Here is a 17384-nt window from a genome sequence, read left to right on the forward strand (position 1 = left end):
AGCGGGCGCAACGATTCCACGGGGACGGCGGCTACCGGGCAGGCGGAACCTGGGGAGCGGAAGCGATGACTGGTGTCAGACGCCGCGGCTACTTCGCAGCCGCGGTGGCGGTGATGGGCGCGGCCCTGATCGCGGCTTTGTTCTCGGCACCCCCGGACAAGCCCGTCGACATCCGCCTGGTCGCGCCGCCGCCCCTGCCGCCCGAGGTCGTCACCGCGACCGCCACGACCACCGTCTCCGCCGTCGGGGTCCAGCGGCCGCCGCCACCACCGCCTCCCCCGCCGCCGCCTCCGCCCGCACGAGGGGATGCCGACCGGCCGCCACCGCCGCCTCCTCCCGGGCACAGACCGCCGCCACCGCCGGGAAAGCCCAGACCGAACCTGTACGACCTGCTGCGGTGTGACTCGAAGCTCCTCGGCGAAGACTTCGAGCACTGCCTGCGGTGGCCGCTCGACGCCGAGGAGTTCTGCGAGTTCCTGGAGGAACACCAGCTCGAACCGACCGACGTGCGTGGTCCCGGCAAGGGCCGGTCCGACCGCTTCGACCGGTTCGAGCTGAGCTGCGACGAGAGCTAACCCTTGAGCTGTCGCAGCTTCACGAGGTTCGCTTCCGCCAGCGCGCCGAGCAGCTGCGCCTCACCGAGGTAGTGGTCGTCGATCAACGCCTCGACCTCGTCGTCGTTCATCGCCGGCACGATCCGCGCGGCCATCCTGTTCATGTTGCGATAGCTGCCCTGCAACAGGAACGGCTGCCCGGACGGGTCCGCCGCGGACGCGATGTACGCCTGGTTGACCTCGAGGACGACCTGCTGGATCCGTTGCAGCTTCCGGACGACCGAGAGCATGCGTTCGAGTTCGACGGTCTCGTACTCGTGCCGGACGCTCTCGCCGTTCGCCAAGCGCACCAGCGGTTCCACGTCGACACCGCCCAGGGTCGGGTTCGAGCCGGACGCGTTCTCCAGGTAGCTCAACGCGAACAGCGCGTCGCGACCGGACAGCACGTCGCCGAGGTTCCACACGTCCGCGCGGTTCGCGAGCATGTCGGGCACGCGGAACGCACGACCCGTCTCGGTGTACGGGTTGCCGGCCATCGACACGGCGAAGCGCTTGCCCCGCAGGTCGAACGTGCGCGGTTCGCCGTCCCAGACGCCTTCGACCCGGCGCTGGGCGTCGCACAGCGAGATGAACTTCTGCAACAGCTCCGGTGAGGTGTGCTGGATGTCGTCCAGGTGCAGCAGGACGTTGCTGCCCAGCGCGAACGCGAAGTTGATCCGCTCGACCTCCTGGCGCGCGGTGGCGTTGGGTGCCTCCGCCGGGTCGAGCGAGGTGACGCCGGTGCCGAGCGCCGGGCCGTTGACCTTGACGAACACCATGCCCAGGCGGTTCGCGACGTACTCCATGAGCGTCGTCTTGCCGTAGCCGGGCGGGGAGATCAGCATCAGCAGGCCGGTGCCGTCGTTGAGCTGCTTGCTGAGGTTGTCGCCGATCAACGGCAGGTAGACCTCGTTGAGCAACCTGTTGCGCACGAACGTGTTCAGCACCGCCGGCTTGTAGTCGTCGAGGCGGAGCCTGCGGCGTTCCTCAGCCAGCAGTTCGTCCCGCTTGCGCTGGTAGGCGCGGAAGGCGGGGACCTGTTCGGAGCTGAAGGTCCTGAGCCTGGTGAGGGTTTCGTCCAGACGCAGGTCCATCGACTGGTTGTGCACGCGCGGGTGCGTGCCGAGCAGGCCCGTGACGGTCTCGGTCAGCGACGCGCTCGAGTCGTAGCGCGGCAGGTCGGTGAGCAGAACCGCGACAACCTCGGGGAACTCCGGGCAGTCCTCGTCCTTGAGAAACGCGTGCAGCCAGGCCTCGATCAGGTCGCGGTCGTGGAGTTCCTCGGTGACCACCGCGCGGAACCTGTCGATCACCGCGCGGGCGGCCTTGCTGGTGACGAAGCCCTGGGGCTCGCAGGCGAGTTCCTCGAACAGGTACTCGGCGGTGAGCTCCTCGAGTCCGAACTGCTGGCACAGCTCGGGAATCCCGTGCGTGCCACCGAAGATCGTGCGGGCCCTGGCCAGTGACTCGGCCTTGCGCGCCCACACCGCGCGTTGCTCGGCCGGCTGTTCCGACCAGAAGACCTGCGCCTCGGCACGTGCTCGCGGCGGGTACCTGAGCAGTCCGGCGCCGGCGTGAAGGCGTTGCAGGACAGCGAGGATCTTCTCGGCGTCGTGGTCGTGGACGCCCTTCTCGTAGCCCTCGTCGTAGCGTTCCGCGGCGGCGTTCGTGACGTCCGTGCGGCCTTCGGCGAGCAGGCAGCCGGCGAGGTGCTCGGACCGGTAGACGTCCTGGGTCTCGCTCACCAGCAGCTGGTCCCAGAAACCTTTGGTACGAGCGAACTCGCCGTCGGTGACCTCGCTGCGGTAGTCGGTGCCGGTGACGGCGTAGAAGAGCTTGCCGTCGCGGGGCACGAGGGTGAGGTTCATCGGCTCGGTCGTCACCGGGAACCGATGGCGGCCGAGCACGATCGACGCGCCGTCGTACAGGTCGGCCCGGTCGCGCAGTGCCCGGCCTCCCGCCTGCCGGGCGTCGCGCAGACTCGTGTCGAGCTCGTCGGCCCGGACGTCGCCGAGTTCCCTGAGCTGGTCGGCGACCGTGCGGACCTTGGCGACCATCGGGTCGCCCGCGAAGTACGTGTTGATCTCGTCCGTCGAGGTCAGCTTCCCGACGCGACGGCGGATCGTGCCGAGCACCCGTTCCGCGGACTGCACGAGCCGGTCGGCCTTGCGCGCCCGTTCGTCGAGCAGCGTCTGCTTGCGGGCGGAGAAGGCCTCGTAGACGTCAGTGCGCTTGGCACCGACCTGGGCGAGGAAGTCGTCGAACTCGCCGAACCGCGACTCGAGGTTCTCCAGTTGCAGCAGGAGCCGGCCGAGCTGGTCGTCGCAGCGTTGCGGGGTGTCCGCGACCGACAGCGCACCCGTGATGGACTGGCCGAGCAGCGCGAACTCCGCGGCGAACTCGGCGCGGCCCTCGGCGTTCGCGAGCTGGGACCGCCGACCGTCCACAGTGGCGCGTGCCCGGTTGACCGCGGCCAGCACCTCGCCGATGCTCGCCAGGATCCGCGTGCGGGTCGTGGTGTCGGCGGCGTCGAGCGTGCTGACGACCTCGGTCAGCACCTCCAGGCCGGTCTGCTGCTGCGCGAGCCGTTCGCGCAACGGCTTCGCCTCGGCTGCGGTCCTGAGCTCCGCGGCCGCGATCTGCTCGATCTCCTCGTGGTACTGGGAGAACGCGCTCTCACCGCTGAGGAACGCGACGGCTCTGCGCGCGGACGCACCGAGTTCCTCGACCAGTTCGGCTTCTCGCCTGTCGATCTCCTCGAGGTCGACGTACTTGAGGTCCTTGAGGGTGATCAGGCGCCCCTGGGCGGACCTGAGGTCGGCCAGCAGCCGCACCCACTCGTCGGCACTCCTCGGAGCGGCCGACCGGGCGAGCCTGACCAGGCTGGCCAGCTTCTCCCCGGCCTCGTGGAGCTGCTGGGCCGCGTGCTCGGTGAGCGTGCGGACGGCCTCGAACTCGTCCAGCACCTGCTCGGCGGTCGCCCGGATGGCCTGGACGTCCTGCTTGAGGCCCAGCTCGTCGAGCCAGAACACGCCGTCGACCACCCTGGTGCACAGGGCGATCAGGCCCTCGAACACCGGCGCGCTCGGGGTCATCTCGGCGCTCATCCTGGTGATGGACAGGCAGTCCGAGATGCCGCGGACGAGTTCGGCGTTGCCGATGCGGGCGAGCGGGCCCGCCTGGTCGGGCAGCACCTCGTCGGCCATGAACGGCGTGCGCCAGACCTGCATCGGGTGCACGCGCACCGGTTCGGAACCGGTCTCGCGGAAGACCACCAGCGTGCCGTCGGCGAAGAGCGAGTAGCCGTGGCAGGTGATGGGGGTCGCGACTTCCTTGCGGATCACGTTGTAGGGCAACAGGAGGCTGCGGCCGTCGCGGCGGGCGTGGTAGACGAACAGCACGTCCTCGCCGTTCGCCGACCGGACGACCCGTTCGAACTCCAGCTCGTCGGTGTCGACGTCGAACGTCTTGTCCGCGCCCGTGACCAGGTAGTACCCGCCGGGGAAGATGATGCCCTGGTCCTCGGGAAGGCGCTGACAGGCCTGGCCGATGCCGTCGAGCCTGGTGACCTCCTTGGTGCGGGTGTTGAACACCAGGTGCCGAGGCGTGGTCTCCTTGTACGGCAGGATCTTGAGGAGGATCAGCGGGCCGACGCGGGCGTAGTGGACCACGGCGTCCGCGAGGCTCTGCAACGGCTCGTCGACGGGCTCGGAGTAGACGCCCTCGCCCGACTCGGTGTTGTTCTCGATCTTGACGGTCAGCGTGCCGCCGACCGTCTCGACGAACACCTCGTTGTCGATGGCGATGTGCGGGTGCCGGCCGAGCACGTGCTGCTCGCGGGTCGTCTCGACCCACGTGAAGTCGTGCGCGGGCGGGAAAACGTGGTCGCGGTCGCCCAGGTCGTCGACGTAGGTGACCGAGCCGTCGACCTTGACGTCCCAGCGCAGGACCTTGATGTCCTCGATCCGTGTGCCGGTCTGGAACACCGCGAGCAGCCGTGACTCGACGATGCGCAGCTGCAGCAGCCGCGTCTCGCGGTAGTAGCGGTACAGCTCGGCGAAGTCGTTGCGGAACCTCGGGTCCTGGAGGAAGTCGGCCTCGACCGTGCCGAAGTCCCTGCCGTGCACCGCGAAAACGTCGTCGACCGCGGTCTCGGGCTTGAGGCCCATGAAGACGTTGTAGCCGAACAGCATCACGTCGCCAAGCGCGACCATGTCACGCGGCACGCAGTTGTTATCGGTGCGGATGCGCTCTGTGGAGACGAGTTCGAGGGCCGTGCTGCCGAACGTCTCGACGCGCTGGGCGTTCAGCGCCTCGGTGCTGCGGGCGAGCTCGGCGGCCTGTTCGGCCAGCCTCGCCCGCAGCACCTCGTAAGTGCCCGCGTCAAGCCGAAAATTGGACACAGTCGTCATGCGTTCGTGGTGTTCTGGCCGTTGTTCTTGGCCATCTGGGTCAGCGCGATCGCCGCGGCGATGTTCTGCGCGTCACCCGTGGTGAACGAGCTGAGGATCTTGGTCAGGTCCTCCGGGAAGTTCGACGTCCCGTCCATCCACCTGGAACCCAGCGCCTGCACGACGTCGGAGTTGCCGACGAAGCTGTCGACCTGCTTGCCCGCGGTGATCGAGCTGGCGATCCTGTCGAAGAACATCGTGTCGCCACCGACGATGTCGATGTCGGCCTTCTCCAGGCCGGCCGCGAGCACCATGGCCTGGGCCTCGGCGATCTCGCGCTGCACGTCGATGCCCCTGAGCCGGATCTCCTTCTCCGCTTCGAGGCGCAGGCGGTACTCCTCGTGCTCGCGGGTCGCGGTGTCGAGCGCGGCCATCGCCTCCGCCTTGTGCGACAGGCCTTCCGCTTCGCCCTTGAGGCGTTCCTTGATGCCCTCGGCGTCGGCCAGTGCCTTCTCGCGGTCGACGACGGCCTCGGCGCGGCCGAACGCCTCGGAGGCGGCGGCGTCGCGTTCCTTGACCAGGGCGTCCGCCAGACCCTTCGCGGCGGCCTCGGCCTGCGCGCCCTCCGCGAGACGGATCTTGGAGCGGGTGTCCAGCTCGGCTGCCTTGTTGCGCGCCTCGGCGAGCACGACCTCCTCGCGGGCCTTGTGCTGCGCCGACGCCTCCGCGGCCTCGGCGGCCTTGATGTCCTTTACCAGCGACTCCTGCGCTTCGGCCTCGGCCCTGATGATGATCTGCTGGCGGTCGCGTTCGGCCTCCTCGACCGCGCGCAGGCGCTTGATGTTCTCCTCCTGCTCGGCCACCGTCTTCTCGACGGCGACGCGCTCGCGCACCAGGTCGGCGATCGCGCGGCGCTCGTGCTCGAGCTCCTTGTCCTTCTCGATCATGCGCAGCGAGGTCTCGCGTTCGCGGGCGATGACCTCCAGCATGCGGTCCTTCTCGATGCGCTCGGTCTCGACGGCGATCACGCGCTCGCGGTTCTTCTCGGCGACGGCGATCTCGCGGGCCTTGTTCTCGGTCTGGATGCCGAGCTGTTCCTCGGTGCGGATGAACGCGGTGTTGGCCTTGAGCCGTTCCTCGGCCTGCACCTTCTGCGTCTCCGCCTCCTGCTGCGCGCGGGCCGTCTCGATCGCGCGCTTCTGGTTGATCTCCGCGTCGGCCTGACGCCGTTCCAGCTCGAGGATCGCCTCACGCGCGTTGACGTTCTGGCGCGTGATCTCCTTCTCCTCGTTGCGGGTGAACTCGTTGGTCTTGACGTGCTCGATCGCGGTCAGCTCGGTGATCTTGCGAATGCCTTGCGCGTCCAGGATGTTCGCCGGGTCGAGCTGCTTGAGCGGCGTCTGCTCCAGGTAGTCGATGGCCGCGTCCTCGAGGCTGTAGCCGTTGAGGTCGGTGCCGATGACCTGGACGATCCGGTCGCGGAACTCGTCGCGGTGGGTGTAGAGGTCGACGAAGTCGAGCTGCTTGCCGACGGTCTTGAGCGCCTCGGAGAACTTGGCGTTGAACAGCTCCTGCAGCGTCTGCTCGTGGCTCGCGCGCTCGGTGCCGATCGCCTGCGCGACCTTGATGACGTCCTCGACGGTCTTGTTGACCCGCACGAAGAACGTGATGCGGATGTCCGCGCGGATGTTGTCCTTGCAGATCAGGCCCTCGTTGCCGGCCCTGCGGATCTCGATGGTCTTCACCGAGATGTCCATCGTCTCGCACCGGTGCAGCACCGGGAGCACGACGGTGCCCGTGAAGGTCACGTCGACCTTGCGCATCTTCGAGACGATCAGCGCCTTGCCCTGCTCGCACTTCTTGAAAAGTCTGCTCAGCGTGATCAACGCCAAGATCAGCACGAACGCGCTCACGGCGATCAGAACGATCAGCCCCGTGGAGATCGCACCCATGTTCAGCCCCCTGTGGTGATGTCCACGACCCAGAAGAACTCGCCCTCTGCGTCGTAGTCGAAGATCAGCGCGGTCTGTCCCGCCTCGAGTTCGGTGCTCTGCGCCGCCCGCACCTGAACGACCGCCGTACCGCCGTCGTCGGCGGTCACCTCGGCCTGCCCGTACTGCTCGGTGACCCTGGAGGTCCTGACGACCGCGGTGCGGCCGACGAAGTCGTTGCGGGACGCCGGTTTCTCCGGTTTCGTCCAGTTCCTGACCGGGATGAGAAGGATCTTCGTGACGAGCGCGCCGACGAGCAGCGAGCCCGCGAGGACCGCGTACCGGAGCTTGCCCTCGGGCGTGAGCACGGTGCCGACGAGCGCCGCGAACCACGTGATCACGACGAACATCGAGATGGAGACCGGCATGACGGGGGCGTCGAAGTCCAGGCCCACCAACGCCACCGTGAGCCAGTAGGCGAGCACTATGAGCAACAGCAGGCTGAACAGCACCGTCGGAAACGCCAGCGCGGCAGCCAGGAACTCGGTCATCATCGCCCCCCTTCTCGACATTCTGATGCGCCGAAGGGCTGTTCCGTTGCACTTTCGGGAATGATCGATGGAAATCGATGGTTGCCCCGGCCATGGACATCGGGGTGCAGGGACTGAACATCGGTGACACGGCGGGACCCGACGAGACGAGGAGGCTCGCCCAGCTGGCCGAGTCGCTCGGCTACCGGTCGTGGTGGGCGTCCGACCACGTGGTGCTGCCGTCACCGCGCGTCGACCCGTCACCGTCCGAACCGGACACCGTGATCGTGGATCCGCTGGCCCACCTGAGTTATGTGGCCGCAGTCACTTCTTCTTTGGAGCTCGCGACCGGGATCGTGATCCTGCCCCAGCGCAACCCGCTCGTGCTCGCGAAGCAGGTGGCGTCGCTGGACCTGCTCAGCGGCGGCCGGTTCACGCTCGGCGTCGGCGCGGGCTACCTCGAACCGGAGATGACCGCGGTCGGGGCGACCTTCGCCGATCGGGGCGCGCGGACCGACGAGTACCTCGACGCGATGGACCAGCTCTGGCACGCGGAGGAGCCGTCGTTCGCCGGGAAGTTCGTGTCGTTCTCCGGCATCGACGCCCATCCCCGTCCGTCGAACGTGCGCGTGGTCGTCGGCGGGCACAGCCCGTCCGCGTTCCGGCGGGCCGTGACGCGCGGGCAGGGCTGGTTCGGCATCGGCACGCCCGAGGACGTCCGCGGCCACCTGGCCCGGTTCCCGCAGCGCCCTTCCGGCTTCCGGATCAGCGTGTCCGCGCAGGTCCCGCTCACCGCCGCGGTCGTGCGCGAGTACGAGGACCTGGGCGTGGACGAGCTGGTGATCTACCCGCCGATGTTCGACGGCACCGTGGACGAGGTGCTGCGGCGCAACGCGGAGTTCACCGGCTAGCCTCGGACGTCGTGATCCCCGTCGTCGTGCTCGCCGGCTTCCTCGGTTCCGGCAAGACCACCCTGCTCAACCACCTGCTGCGCACGTCCGGCGGCACGCGGATCGGCGTCGTGGTGAACGACTTCGGGCGGATCAACATCGACGCGTTCGCCGTCTCGGCCCAGGTCGACTCGATGGTGTCGCTGTCGAACGGCTGCCTGTGCTGCGCCGTCGACGGCACCGAGCTGGACGGGATGCTGTCCCGGCTGGCCTCGGCGGACCTGGACGTCATCGTGATCGAGGCGTCCGGTCTGGCCGAGCCGGCGGCCATGGTGCGGATGGTGTTGCAGGCGCCGGGGGTGTCGTACGGCGGGCTGATCTACGTGGCCGACGCGGTGGAGTTGGACGCGGTGCCGCACCTGGAACGCGATCTCGCGCTGGCCGACCTGGTGGTGCTGAACAAGGTCGACCGCGTCGCCTCGCTGCCGACGCTGCCGTGTTCGGCTCCCGTGCTGCCGGTGTCCTTCGGGCAGATCGACCCGGCGTTGCTGTTCGAGGTGCGGCCACCGGACCTGGGGCCGCGGCAGCTGTCGTTCGACGACCTGGACGACCACTCAACGCACGCGCACGCCTCGTACGACAGCGTGTCGTTCGAATGCGCGGAACCGTTGCACCCCAAGCTTTTCATGGACTTTCTTTCAGCGCGTCCCGAAGGACTGTTCCGCGCCAAGGGTTTCGTGCGGTTCCCCCTCGGCACGTTCATGCTGCACACCGTCGGCGCGTACGTCTCGTTCACCGCGGTCGACGACGCCCCGACGCAGCTGGTGCTGATCGGGGCGGGCATCGATCCGGAAGCGCTGACCGACTGGCTGCTGGCGTGCGCCGCGGACGGACCGGTCACCGAGCAGGACATGCTCTGGGTGCTCCGGTACGCCCGCTGACGTCACTACTTCTTGCAGAACGCGGTGTCCATCACGTCGAACACCTGCTGGAACTTCTTCGCGGGGTCGTCCCCGAACGTGCCGGGCAACGCGGTGAGCGTGATCGCCGCGTTCTTGCCGCCGTCGGTCGCACCGCCGAGCGACGCCCACCCGTGGATCGACCCGCCGTGCCCCCACCAGACCCCGCCGCAGCTGAGTTTGGTGGCCTCGATGCCGAGCCCGTAGGCGCTCCTGTCGTCGACGGTGACGGTCTTGCGCATCTCGTCGAGCTGCGGCTTGTCCAGGACCTTGCCCTGGAGCAGGGAGTTGTAGAACTTGGCGACGTCCCGGGGCGTGGAGACCATCGCACCGGAAGCCCACGCGGCGGACGTCTCGATCTCCGTCGCGTTGACCACCTTCGACTTCGGGTCGAGCAGGTCGCTCAGCGCGTAGGCCTGGGCGTGGCGGCCGCGGATGCGTTGCTCACCCTGGGCGGGCCAGTACGTGTCCTTCAGCCCGGCCCTGGCGATCACCTTGTCGATCGCCTCGCCGACCGGTCGTCCGCTGGCCTTCTGGATCAGCAGCCCGGCGACGACGTAGTTCGTGTTGCTGTACTCGTACTTCTCGCCCGGCTCGAACCTCTTCGGCTGCGCCAGGGCCGCGTCCAGGAGGTCGTGCGGCGCGAAGTACCTGTCCCGGATGTCGGCGATCTTCGGCACCCCGACCTGGATCACGTAGTCCGGCAACCCGCTGGTGTGCTGCAGGACCTGGCGCACCGTGATGCGGCTGTCCTTGACGTGCGGCACGTACTGGTTGACCGGCTTGTCGAGCTCGACCTTCTTCTCCGCGACCAGCTGCAACGTAGCCACCGCGACGAACGACTTGGTGATGCTGCCGATCCGCACCCGCCCGTTGACCGGCGCGTTTCCCCTGGCGTGGTCGCTGCCCCGCAGGTGCGCCTCGACACCGGGCGTGCCGTCCTTGACGATCTGGTCGAGCTGCTGGGGGACAAGGAGAGTGAGCGCCGTGAGCGCTGCGACGGCAATCACTTGGCACCACACAGAGCAGCGTCCACAGTGGCCAGCATCGCGTCGTGAGCCTTGCCGGCCTCTTCCGGCGTGTCCTGGAAAGTACCCGGCAACGCCGTCACAGCAACGGAGAACGCCCGGCCCGTGTCGGTGACCCCGCCCCTCGTCTCGTAACCGTGGATGTCGCCACCGTGACCCCACGACCTACCGCCACAGGACAAGGGCGCACTGGCGATTCCAAGCCCGTACTCAACGCCCGGCCACATCTCGCCCGCCGTGTCGACGGTCTTCTTCATCTCGTCCAGCTGAGCCCTTTTGAGAAGGTCGCCCTTCAGCAGGCCGCGATAGAAGGTGTTCAGGTCCTTGGTGGTGGAAATGATCTGGCCTGCCGCCCAGCCCCACGACGGGTCCAGCTCGGTGACGTCCTCGATGCCGTTGCCGGTCTTGGCGTACCCGTGCGCGTGCTTGCCGCGGATCCCCTGCTCGCCGACGCCAGGCCAGTAGGTGTCGTTCAAACTCAGCTTCCGAATGATGCGCTGGTCGACGTTCTCAGCGACCGGACGGCCGGTGACCTTCTGGATCAACAGGCCGAGCAGCACGTAGTTCGTGTTGCTGTACTTGAACTTCTCACCCGGCTGGTTGGTGACGGGGTGCGCGTTGCCGATGTCGAGCAGCTCGCGCGGCTCGAAGTAACGGTGCCGCTGCTCCTCGAACTTGTCGAGTCCCATGTAGTTCGTGTAGTTCGCGAGCCCACTGGTGTGGTTGAGCAGCTGCCGGACCGTGATCCGGTCGTCCTTGATCGCGCCGGGCAGGTAGTGGTTGATCGGCTTGTCGAGCTCGACCTTGCCTTCCCCCACGAGCTGCATGACCACCGTGGCCACGAACGCCTTGGTGTTGGAGCCGGCCCGCACCCGCCCGTTCTTCGGCACCGGCACCCGCTTCCCCAGCTCGGACGTGCCCGACGTGTAGGCCGTGGTCCTGCCGTCAGCGTCAGTCGTGGCCCCGAGCGCCGCAGGGAACTCGTGCTGCTTCGTCAGCCCGTCGAGCTGCTTCTGAACATCGCTCGGCGGCGCGGCCATCGCCGTTCCCGTGAACAACATGGCCGTTGCCAGCACGCCTACCAGCGTCTTCTTCATCCGTGCCTCCCCTTGCCGTGGTGAGGACAGACTTCCAATCGCTGAGGGGTTGCCGCAGTCACGCACACTTCCGTTCTCGGGGTGGAGCAGGCTCTACCTCAATACCGAACACCTCGTTGAGCCTGGTGGTCTGTTCTTCCGCGAGGACCACCTCGTCGAGGTGGGAACCCGGAGGACATGCGGAGGTGGAGATCGGTAGGCTGTGCCGACGAGGGCTGCTAGCTCAATTGGCAGAGCAGGAGACTTTTAATCTTCGGGTTCAGGGTTCGAGTCCCTGGCGGCCCACCAAACCCCCAGGTCACAGGCCTGGGGGTTTCGCATCGGTGGACCCTCCCCACACTTAACCCATACAAAACTGCTGGTCACTCAACTTCGTCGTCTTCCGCCTGATCTTCTTTGGGCTCTCCGAGCGCCCCTTCCAGAGCGTCAGCAGCCCGCCGGTCGACCGTCTTGCGGCCCATGTAGGTGTCCTGCGTCATCGACGGCCGAGCGTGGCCGAGCTGGTCAGCGACCTGCCTCGCAGAGAGTCCCGAGTCATCGAGGATGGTCGCCGCCGTCTTCCGGAAGACGTGCGAGGTCACCCACGCGAACTCGTCCCCGCCCCTCGCCTTCCGGAGGTCCTTCCGGGTGTTGGACGGGTCACGGAGCCCACCGAGGGCATCCGGGAAGACCGGCCCGTTGGGGAAGCTGGTGGCCTTGTGTCTCCGCCGCAGCATGTCGAGCGCCCACTGAGGAAGCAGGAGGGTGCGCTCACCAGCCTCCGTCTTGGTCGACTTCCGGATCAGTCCGACGCCCTTGACCCGGATGACCGTGTAGTTCACGGCGACCGTGCCGGCTTCGAAGTCGACGTCTTCCCAGTAGACGGCCAGCGCCTCACCGATGCGAACGCCCGTGGCCATCATGAAGCGCGAGAGGTCAGGCAGATCCCGTTTCACGGCCTTCGGATCAGACTCCAGCATCTCCAGCCAGAGAATTCGCTCTTCCAGCGTGAGCGCCCGCGGACTCTTCTTGCGGCCGGCCTCCAGCGGCTCCACCTCCCTGACCGGGTTCGTGTCGAGCGCCTTGTCCCGGACAGCGATCCGCAGAGCCCCCGAAATCACCGAGCGAGCCGTCTTCGCCGTGTCCACGCTGACCGACCGCCACAACGCGCTCAGGAAGGCGTCGATCCGCGCCACCGACATCTCATGAATCCGCAGTTCACCAAGGCCGGGCAGCACGTGCCGATCCATGATGCTTCGGTACGTGTCGACGCTGCTCGGAGACCGTTTCCCAGCGTCAGCAAGCGCCTGGAACTTCGTGAACCACTGGTCCAAGGCCTGCTTGAACCGACTCTCACGCGTCAGCGAACTGCCGGACGGTCCCTTCCTCTCGGCGAGTGCCTTCTTGAGGCTCCGCTCTGCAGCGCTCTTGGTCTTCCCCCACCGCTCGACCGGCCGCGTCTTGCCGTCGTAGTCGCGATACTTCGTGGTCGCACGCCAGCCTGAATCCGTTTCATAGCAACGAATCGCGCCGTACGTGCCGATGTCCAAAGGCGGACGTCCCATCAGGCCGCCTCCTCAAGCAGGTGCTCGAACCAGCTCCGCACCTCGGACGGCAGGTACCGCAGGTGCTTGCCAATGCGCCGAGCAGGCGGGCCGTAGTTCTTCGTTCGCCAGCCGTAGAGCGTGTGGACCGGGACGTTCAAGAAGAGTGCGACGTCGCCGACTGTCCACAGTGGCTCAAACTGTTGTGCGTCCATGATGTTCTCCCCCTAGATCAAGCAGCTTGTGGAGTTGCCGAACTCCCCGGAGGTCCGGCAGATGCCAGCAGCGCAGCTGTGTATTCGGCCTTCCACCTGCGGCGCTCTGCGACGGCGCTCAACAGCAGGTGCGCCCGTGGCGGCACGTTCGGGTCACCGGGCTGGACGTTGTTCCAGACGAGGCGTTGTGGCTGGTCATCGGGCTTGATCCCGACATCGGCCAGCAGTTGCCGAACGAACGCCTTGCGGTCGTGCTTGTGGTCAGCGAGCGACTTCCCGGACCACTTCCGCGACACCAGCACCCGCCGCCCAGCAACGCCGAGCGTGGTCCGCTTGTGCGCCTTCTCCTTGCACTTGCCCGGCACCGTCGACAGCCGAGCCCCACGAGGCTGGACGCCGTACAGCAGCCACAGCCCGCATTGCGGCGAGCAAGGCGTGACCGCGAGCTCAGCGCAGAGGCGTTCAGCGTGGTCTTCCTGCCGGGCCGTCTGCGCCTCAAAGCACTCATTGATGCTCTTGGTCAGATACTTCGTCAGGTAGCCGATATGGCGGCCGGCCTCTTCGGTTCCGCCGAGGATGCCCTTGGAGTGCACCTGCACCCCGAACCGCGCCACGTGTGCTGGTCGCTCGACCTCATCGAGGGCTTCTTCCCAGGTAGGCAAGGCCCTTCGGGTCTGCGGGTCCACGAAGCCCTTGGCCCGGACGTCCCACACCGGCAGGTTGTCGCCGCTGTACTTGATCTCATCGTGCACTGGCCACCAGACCTGGTGATAGGTGGCCTCAGCGACCGCCCGCAGCTCTGCACGGGAGATGCTTCCTCGGACCGCCGCGTGCCAGTGCGGAGCGAGCCGCCGCTGTGGTTCGACGGCAGAGAAGTACTGGACCTCCCAGCCGACGCAGCGCCGAAGGTTCTCCACGAACCGGTCCAGCAGCGCCGCGAAGTGCACAGCGTCCCGCGCAGCACGGCGGTAGTCGTACTGCGAGGGATCAACAGGCGTGCCGTCGCTACGCACCTTGCCGTAGCTGTCGAGCGTCAGCGTGAGGAACGTCGAGGGCTGGTACTTGCCGCCGAAGACCTTGCCAACGGTGCGCTTGCTGACCGGCCGGCGAGGCAGGTTCGGAGCGTCCTGACGCCGCCTGGTCGACCGCTTCCGCATAGCCTTGAGCGGGACTTCCAGAGAGGGGAGTGAGCCGCGGACTCCGAGTTGCCGAAGTTCTTCGTCGACCTCCGCGACCTCTTCCCTTACCTCCTCCGCGCCGACCTCATCTCCCTCATCGAGGGCCAGGCGGAAGGCCTTGACCAGGTCAGCCCGGTACTCAGTCAGTTCCCTCTCTTCGTTGCTCGGGGCGTTCGGCGTGAAGTCCGGTTCGCTGGTCAGGTGCCATCCCTCGCGGCACTGCGCCATCCGCAGACGCCGGTTCTTCTCAGCGCATGTCGGGCACACACTCGCGACCGTCGACCCACACGGCACGGGCACGATGTCCACGCGTCCGGTGTCGAGGTCGATCCGTTCCTTGGCCAGCGGCCGAACACACACGCCGTGTTCCTCTGCGACAGCACGAGCGATATCGAGCGCGGCCGGCTGCTTCATCCGCTCCGAGCGGTTCAGGTACTCGGTCATGCGGCAGCCCTCCCGTCAGTCAGCTCGGGGAACTCGTGGACGGTGGCCGGAGCGAGGTAGACCCCCAGTTCGACCAGGTCCGCGTCCGTGACGTGGAAGGCCCGCGCGCGTTCGGGTTCGCGCTGCCCGTCCTCCTTGAGCCAGGCGACACCAGGCGTGTTCTCGCTGATCTCATGAGCCGCCGCACCGCGTTGCCGAACACCGTCCCCAAGCACCATGTCGACCTGGACCGGCTCATCGAGCCGCAGCGCAACGCGAGTGGTGAACAGGTGCCGGAAGGAGACCACCTCCTTGCGCGGGTCCTGGACCAAGCCGACAACGGCGTAGCCGGGAGCACGTCCCTGCGAGGTGATGGTCTGAACGGCCCGCGTCGCACGTTCGCGGAGGGTCCGGTCCGGCTGGTACGCGATCAGGTCCGCCAGCTCGTCCACAATCAGGACCGTGAACGGCTCACCCGTGCTGCGCGCCCAAAGCCGTCGAATCCCCCGGTAGCGGGTGGCGCGCTCCTTGACCTCAGCGGCGATTTCTTCAAGCAGGACAACAGCTTCAGGCCCGTTGTCGTAAACGACCTTCTCGAAAGCGTCCGGGCACTGCCCAAGCTCCATGCCGCCCTTGGGGTCGATCCCAACGAGCCGGACCATGCCCGCCTTGATAGCCGGGGCGAGCTGCCACACGATCGACCAGAGCACCGAGCCCTTACCTGCGCCAGGTACGCCGACCACGAGCACCTGCGACCCAAGCAGCTTCAACCGCCAGGGCTTCCCGGTCTCGGTACGGCCGACGACCACACGCCTGAGGTCGACCTCACCAGCGTTGGCGAGCTGCGGCACGACCACGGGACGCGACAGCGGGTCAGCGTGGATGAAGTCGAGCTCAAGCACGCGCGGCTTGAGCACCCTCACCCGGCAAGACCGGGCGTTGAACGAGTGCGCCAGGTTGTCCCGACGCGCTTCCCACTGCTCCGGAGACTGCGCGGGGATCATCCGCACCCGGACCTTGTCCCGCCACCCATCGGACCGGACTCGGCGCAGCTTCGGGAGGTACTCCTTCCCGCGGACTTCCTTCGCTAGCTCGGCGAGCCGCATCACGGTGCGCCATTGCGGCACGTAGACCGTGAGCCGCCGCCATTCGGTCAGCAGCCGATACCAGCCGTGCCGCAGGAACGACGCCCGATCAAGGCCATACCAGACGGTCAGGGCGCACACGAGCGACAGCAGAGCCAAGACCAGCGGAGACAGTCCGAACTGCCGATAGGCGACGTAGCCCCCGAGGCCAACCGTCGCCACAACCGGATAGTGGATGGCCAGCGCGGTGAGCTTTACGGCCAGACGGACCGTCAGCCACACCAGTGCGACCGGCGCGAGTACGAGCTTGACCCAACCGGGAAGCCATACCCACCAAGGAACCTGCGGACGAGCGCCCTCGAACGGTGCGGGATCGATCCAACGGTTGCCCTTCATCGCGCACCAACCGAGCACGCGACGCACTGAAAGACGCTGCCAACGCTCGGGATGCGCCCAACAGGCTGGAACGCTCCCGCACCGGCGGTGTGCTGCGCCTTGCAGGTCAAACACTCGAAGCCTTCAGCCTGTGCGGCCGTGAGTTCCATCGTCTCCAACGAGCCGCCGTCGAGCATGACGACGTAGCTGGAAACGGTCTGCTTGCTGGCGATCATTCGATCCCACAGCAGTTGCTTTGTGGCCCCGTCTAGCGCACGAATGCGCTCAGGCTCTACGCTCATCGTTGTTCACTCCTGAGTTGGGTGGACAACGCAGGAGCGGCGAGGTTGGTAGCCGGGTTCCGCTCCTGCGTCTCACGTTCTCTTTGCGCCGCAACAAGACGTGCGGCATCGCCACGTGACCCAGCAGAGTCACGCAATCTGTCCAAACAGGACTTACTCAGCTCTTGCGGAGCTGAATCGCCTCGCCCTTCTCACGCTCACGAGTCGCCCAGTACATAGCCTCGTGGTGATGACTCCGGTCGGTCTCCGCGACGCGCGCGTAGATAGCGGCCGAGCGCAGGTAGTAGTCCTTCAGCACGTCGGGCTTGGACTTCGGGTCGGGGAGCAGCTTGCTCAACACGTCGTGTGCTTCGCTCAGCGTCCTGACCTGCTCAGCCAGGCCCCAATGCATGGCCTTAACCGCGGACATCAGGGTCTCCCTCCGCAAGGGCGTGACGTCCCTCCAGACTGCCGAGGTGATCCGCCAGCTTGGACGCCTCACGCGACAGCTCCCGACAGAACCGCATCAGTACGTCCGACCCGCCAGGGAACGGCGGGAGCTGGATCGCGATGTTGACCGGGTCCAGGTAGATGACCAGCGCCGGAACCTGCGGCGTCACGCGAACCATCGCCGCAGCGGCGTCACGCCCAGGCGTGCAGGTGGCGTTGAAGCCCATCACTGCCCACCTTCCTGCCGAGCAGCCGACGCCTGAAGCGCCTTCCACCCCTCGTCCAGGACCTCCCGCAGCCGGGGCACCGCGTCGCGGTCGACCACGAGCACCACGGGGAACGCCTTGCCGAACCGCAGCTCGACCCGGTCGGCGAACGGCATCGCGAGGGGACGCATCGGGAGATCGGCGGTCACGTGGACCCGCACCATGTCCG

The 17384-nt window shown here is 67.2% G+C and carries 15 protein-coding genes and 1 tRNA gene; 4 read left to right on the forward strand and 12 right to left on the reverse strand.

The genetic code is table 11. The features are described from left to right. The first annotated feature begins 65 nt into the window (after positions 1-65). Entirely contained in the window at positions 66-575 is a 510-nt protein-coding gene (locus IEY88_RS34485) for a hypothetical protein (protein WP_189159085.1), read from the forward strand. Here IEY88_RS34485 and IEY88_RS34490 read toward each other — a convergent pair. From IEY88_RS34490 to IEY88_RS34500, 3 genes are read right to left on the reverse strand one after another with little or no spacing between them, the layout of a single operon-like run. Then, positions 572-5005 (reverse strand): DNA repair ATPase, encoded by a 4434-nt coding sequence (locus tag IEY88_RS34490; protein ID WP_189159086.1) that lies wholly within the window; start codon positions 5003-5005, stop codon positions 572-574. The genes IEY88_RS34485 and IEY88_RS34490 overlap by 4 nt on opposite strands. After that, complete coding sequence (locus IEY88_RS34495; protein WP_229694042.1) at positions 5002-6936, reverse strand: flotillin family protein; 1935 nt, start codon at positions 6934-6936, stop codon at positions 5002-5004. The genes IEY88_RS34490 and IEY88_RS34495 overlap by 4 nt, the downstream gene beginning before the upstream one ends. A 2-nt stretch (positions 6937-6938) precedes the next feature. Continuing rightward, positions 6939-7469, reverse strand: a complete 531-nt coding sequence (locus IEY88_RS34500; RefSeq protein ID WP_229694043.1) for a hypothetical protein — start codon at positions 7467-7469, stop codon at positions 6939-6941. Between the two features lie 89 nt (positions 7470-7558). Between IEY88_RS34500 and IEY88_RS34505 the strand changes: the two genes are divergently transcribed. Further along, positions 7559-8356: an LLM class F420-dependent oxidoreductase gene (locus IEY88_RS34505; RefSeq protein WP_189159087.1), complete on the forward strand. Its 798-nt coding sequence runs from the start codon at positions 7559-7561 to the stop codon at positions 8354-8356. Positions 8357-8367: 11 nt separating this feature from the next. Further along, positions 8368-9276 (forward strand): CobW family GTP-binding protein, encoded by a 909-nt coding sequence (locus IEY88_RS34510; RefSeq protein WP_189159088.1) that lies wholly within the window; start codon positions 8368-8370, stop codon positions 9274-9276. Positions 9277-9281: 5 nt separating this feature from the next. Here the strand turns inward: IEY88_RS34510 and IEY88_RS34515 are convergent, their stop codons facing one another. Both IEY88_RS34515 and IEY88_RS34520 read right to left on the reverse strand, forming a co-directional pair. Beyond that, positions 9282-10304, reverse strand: coding sequence for a serine hydrolase domain-containing protein (locus IEY88_RS34515; protein WP_189159089.1), 1023 nt, complete (start codon positions 10302-10304; stop codon positions 9282-9284). Further along, on the reverse strand, positions 10301-11419 hold the full coding sequence (locus IEY88_RS34520) for a serine hydrolase domain-containing protein (RefSeq protein ID WP_189159090.1): 1119 nt from the start codon (positions 11417-11419) through the stop codon (positions 10301-10303). Before IEY88_RS34520 ends, IEY88_RS34515 begins: the two co-directional genes overlap by 4 nt. Positions 11420-11631: 212 nt before the next feature. On the opposite strand from IEY88_RS34520, the gene IEY88_RS34525 reads away from it, so the two are divergent. After that, a tRNA-Lys gene (locus IEY88_RS34525) sits at positions 11632-11707 on the forward strand. Positions 11708-11781: 74 nt separating this feature from the next. Here IEY88_RS34525 and IEY88_RS34530 read toward each other — a convergent pair. From IEY88_RS34530 to IEY88_RS34560, 7 genes are all read right to left on the reverse strand, one after another. Beyond that, positions 11782-12948 carry a tyrosine-type recombinase/integrase gene (locus tag IEY88_RS34530; protein WP_308426035.1) on the reverse strand — a complete coding sequence of 389 codons (1167 nt, stop codon included), beginning with the start codon at positions 12946-12948 and terminating at the stop codon, positions 11782-11784. A 14-nt stretch (positions 12949-12962) separates the two neighbouring features. Next, the gene (locus IEY88_RS34535; protein WP_189159092.1) at positions 12963-13157 is read right to left on the reverse strand and encodes a helix-turn-helix domain-containing protein; all 195 of its coding nucleotides are present in this window, start codon (positions 13155-13157) and stop codon (positions 12963-12965) included. 17 nt (positions 13158-13174) lie between these two features. Further along, positions 13175-14779, reverse strand: coding sequence for a replication initiator (locus IEY88_RS34540; RefSeq protein ID WP_189159093.1), 1605 nt, complete (start codon positions 14777-14779; stop codon positions 13175-13177). Then, positions 14776-16353: an FtsK/SpoIIIE domain-containing protein gene (locus IEY88_RS34545; RefSeq protein WP_308426036.1), complete on the reverse strand. Its 1578-nt coding sequence runs from the start codon at positions 16351-16353 to the stop codon at positions 14776-14778. The genes IEY88_RS34540 and IEY88_RS34545 overlap by 4 nt, the downstream gene beginning before the upstream one ends. A 324-nt stretch (positions 16354-16677) precedes the next feature. Next, positions 16678-16929, reverse strand: coding sequence for an AMED_5909 family protein (locus IEY88_RS34550; protein ID WP_229694044.1), 252 nt, complete (start codon positions 16927-16929; stop codon positions 16678-16680). Continuing rightward, entirely contained in the window at positions 16916-17176 is a 261-nt protein-coding gene (locus IEY88_RS34555) for a hypothetical protein (protein WP_189159094.1), read from the reverse strand. Before IEY88_RS34555 ends, IEY88_RS34550 begins: the two co-directional genes overlap by 14 nt. Beyond that, on the reverse strand, positions 17176-17364 hold the full coding sequence (locus IEY88_RS34560) for a hypothetical protein (protein WP_229694045.1): 189 nt from the start codon (positions 17362-17364) through the stop codon (positions 17176-17178). Before IEY88_RS34560 ends, IEY88_RS34555 begins: the two co-directional genes overlap by 1 nt. Positions 17365-17384 lie beyond the last annotated feature (20 nt).

The organism is Lentzea pudingi, from assembly GCF_014646255.1.
Classification (GTDB): Bacteria; Actinomycetota; Actinomycetes; order Mycobacteriales; family Pseudonocardiaceae; genus Lentzea; species Lentzea pudingi.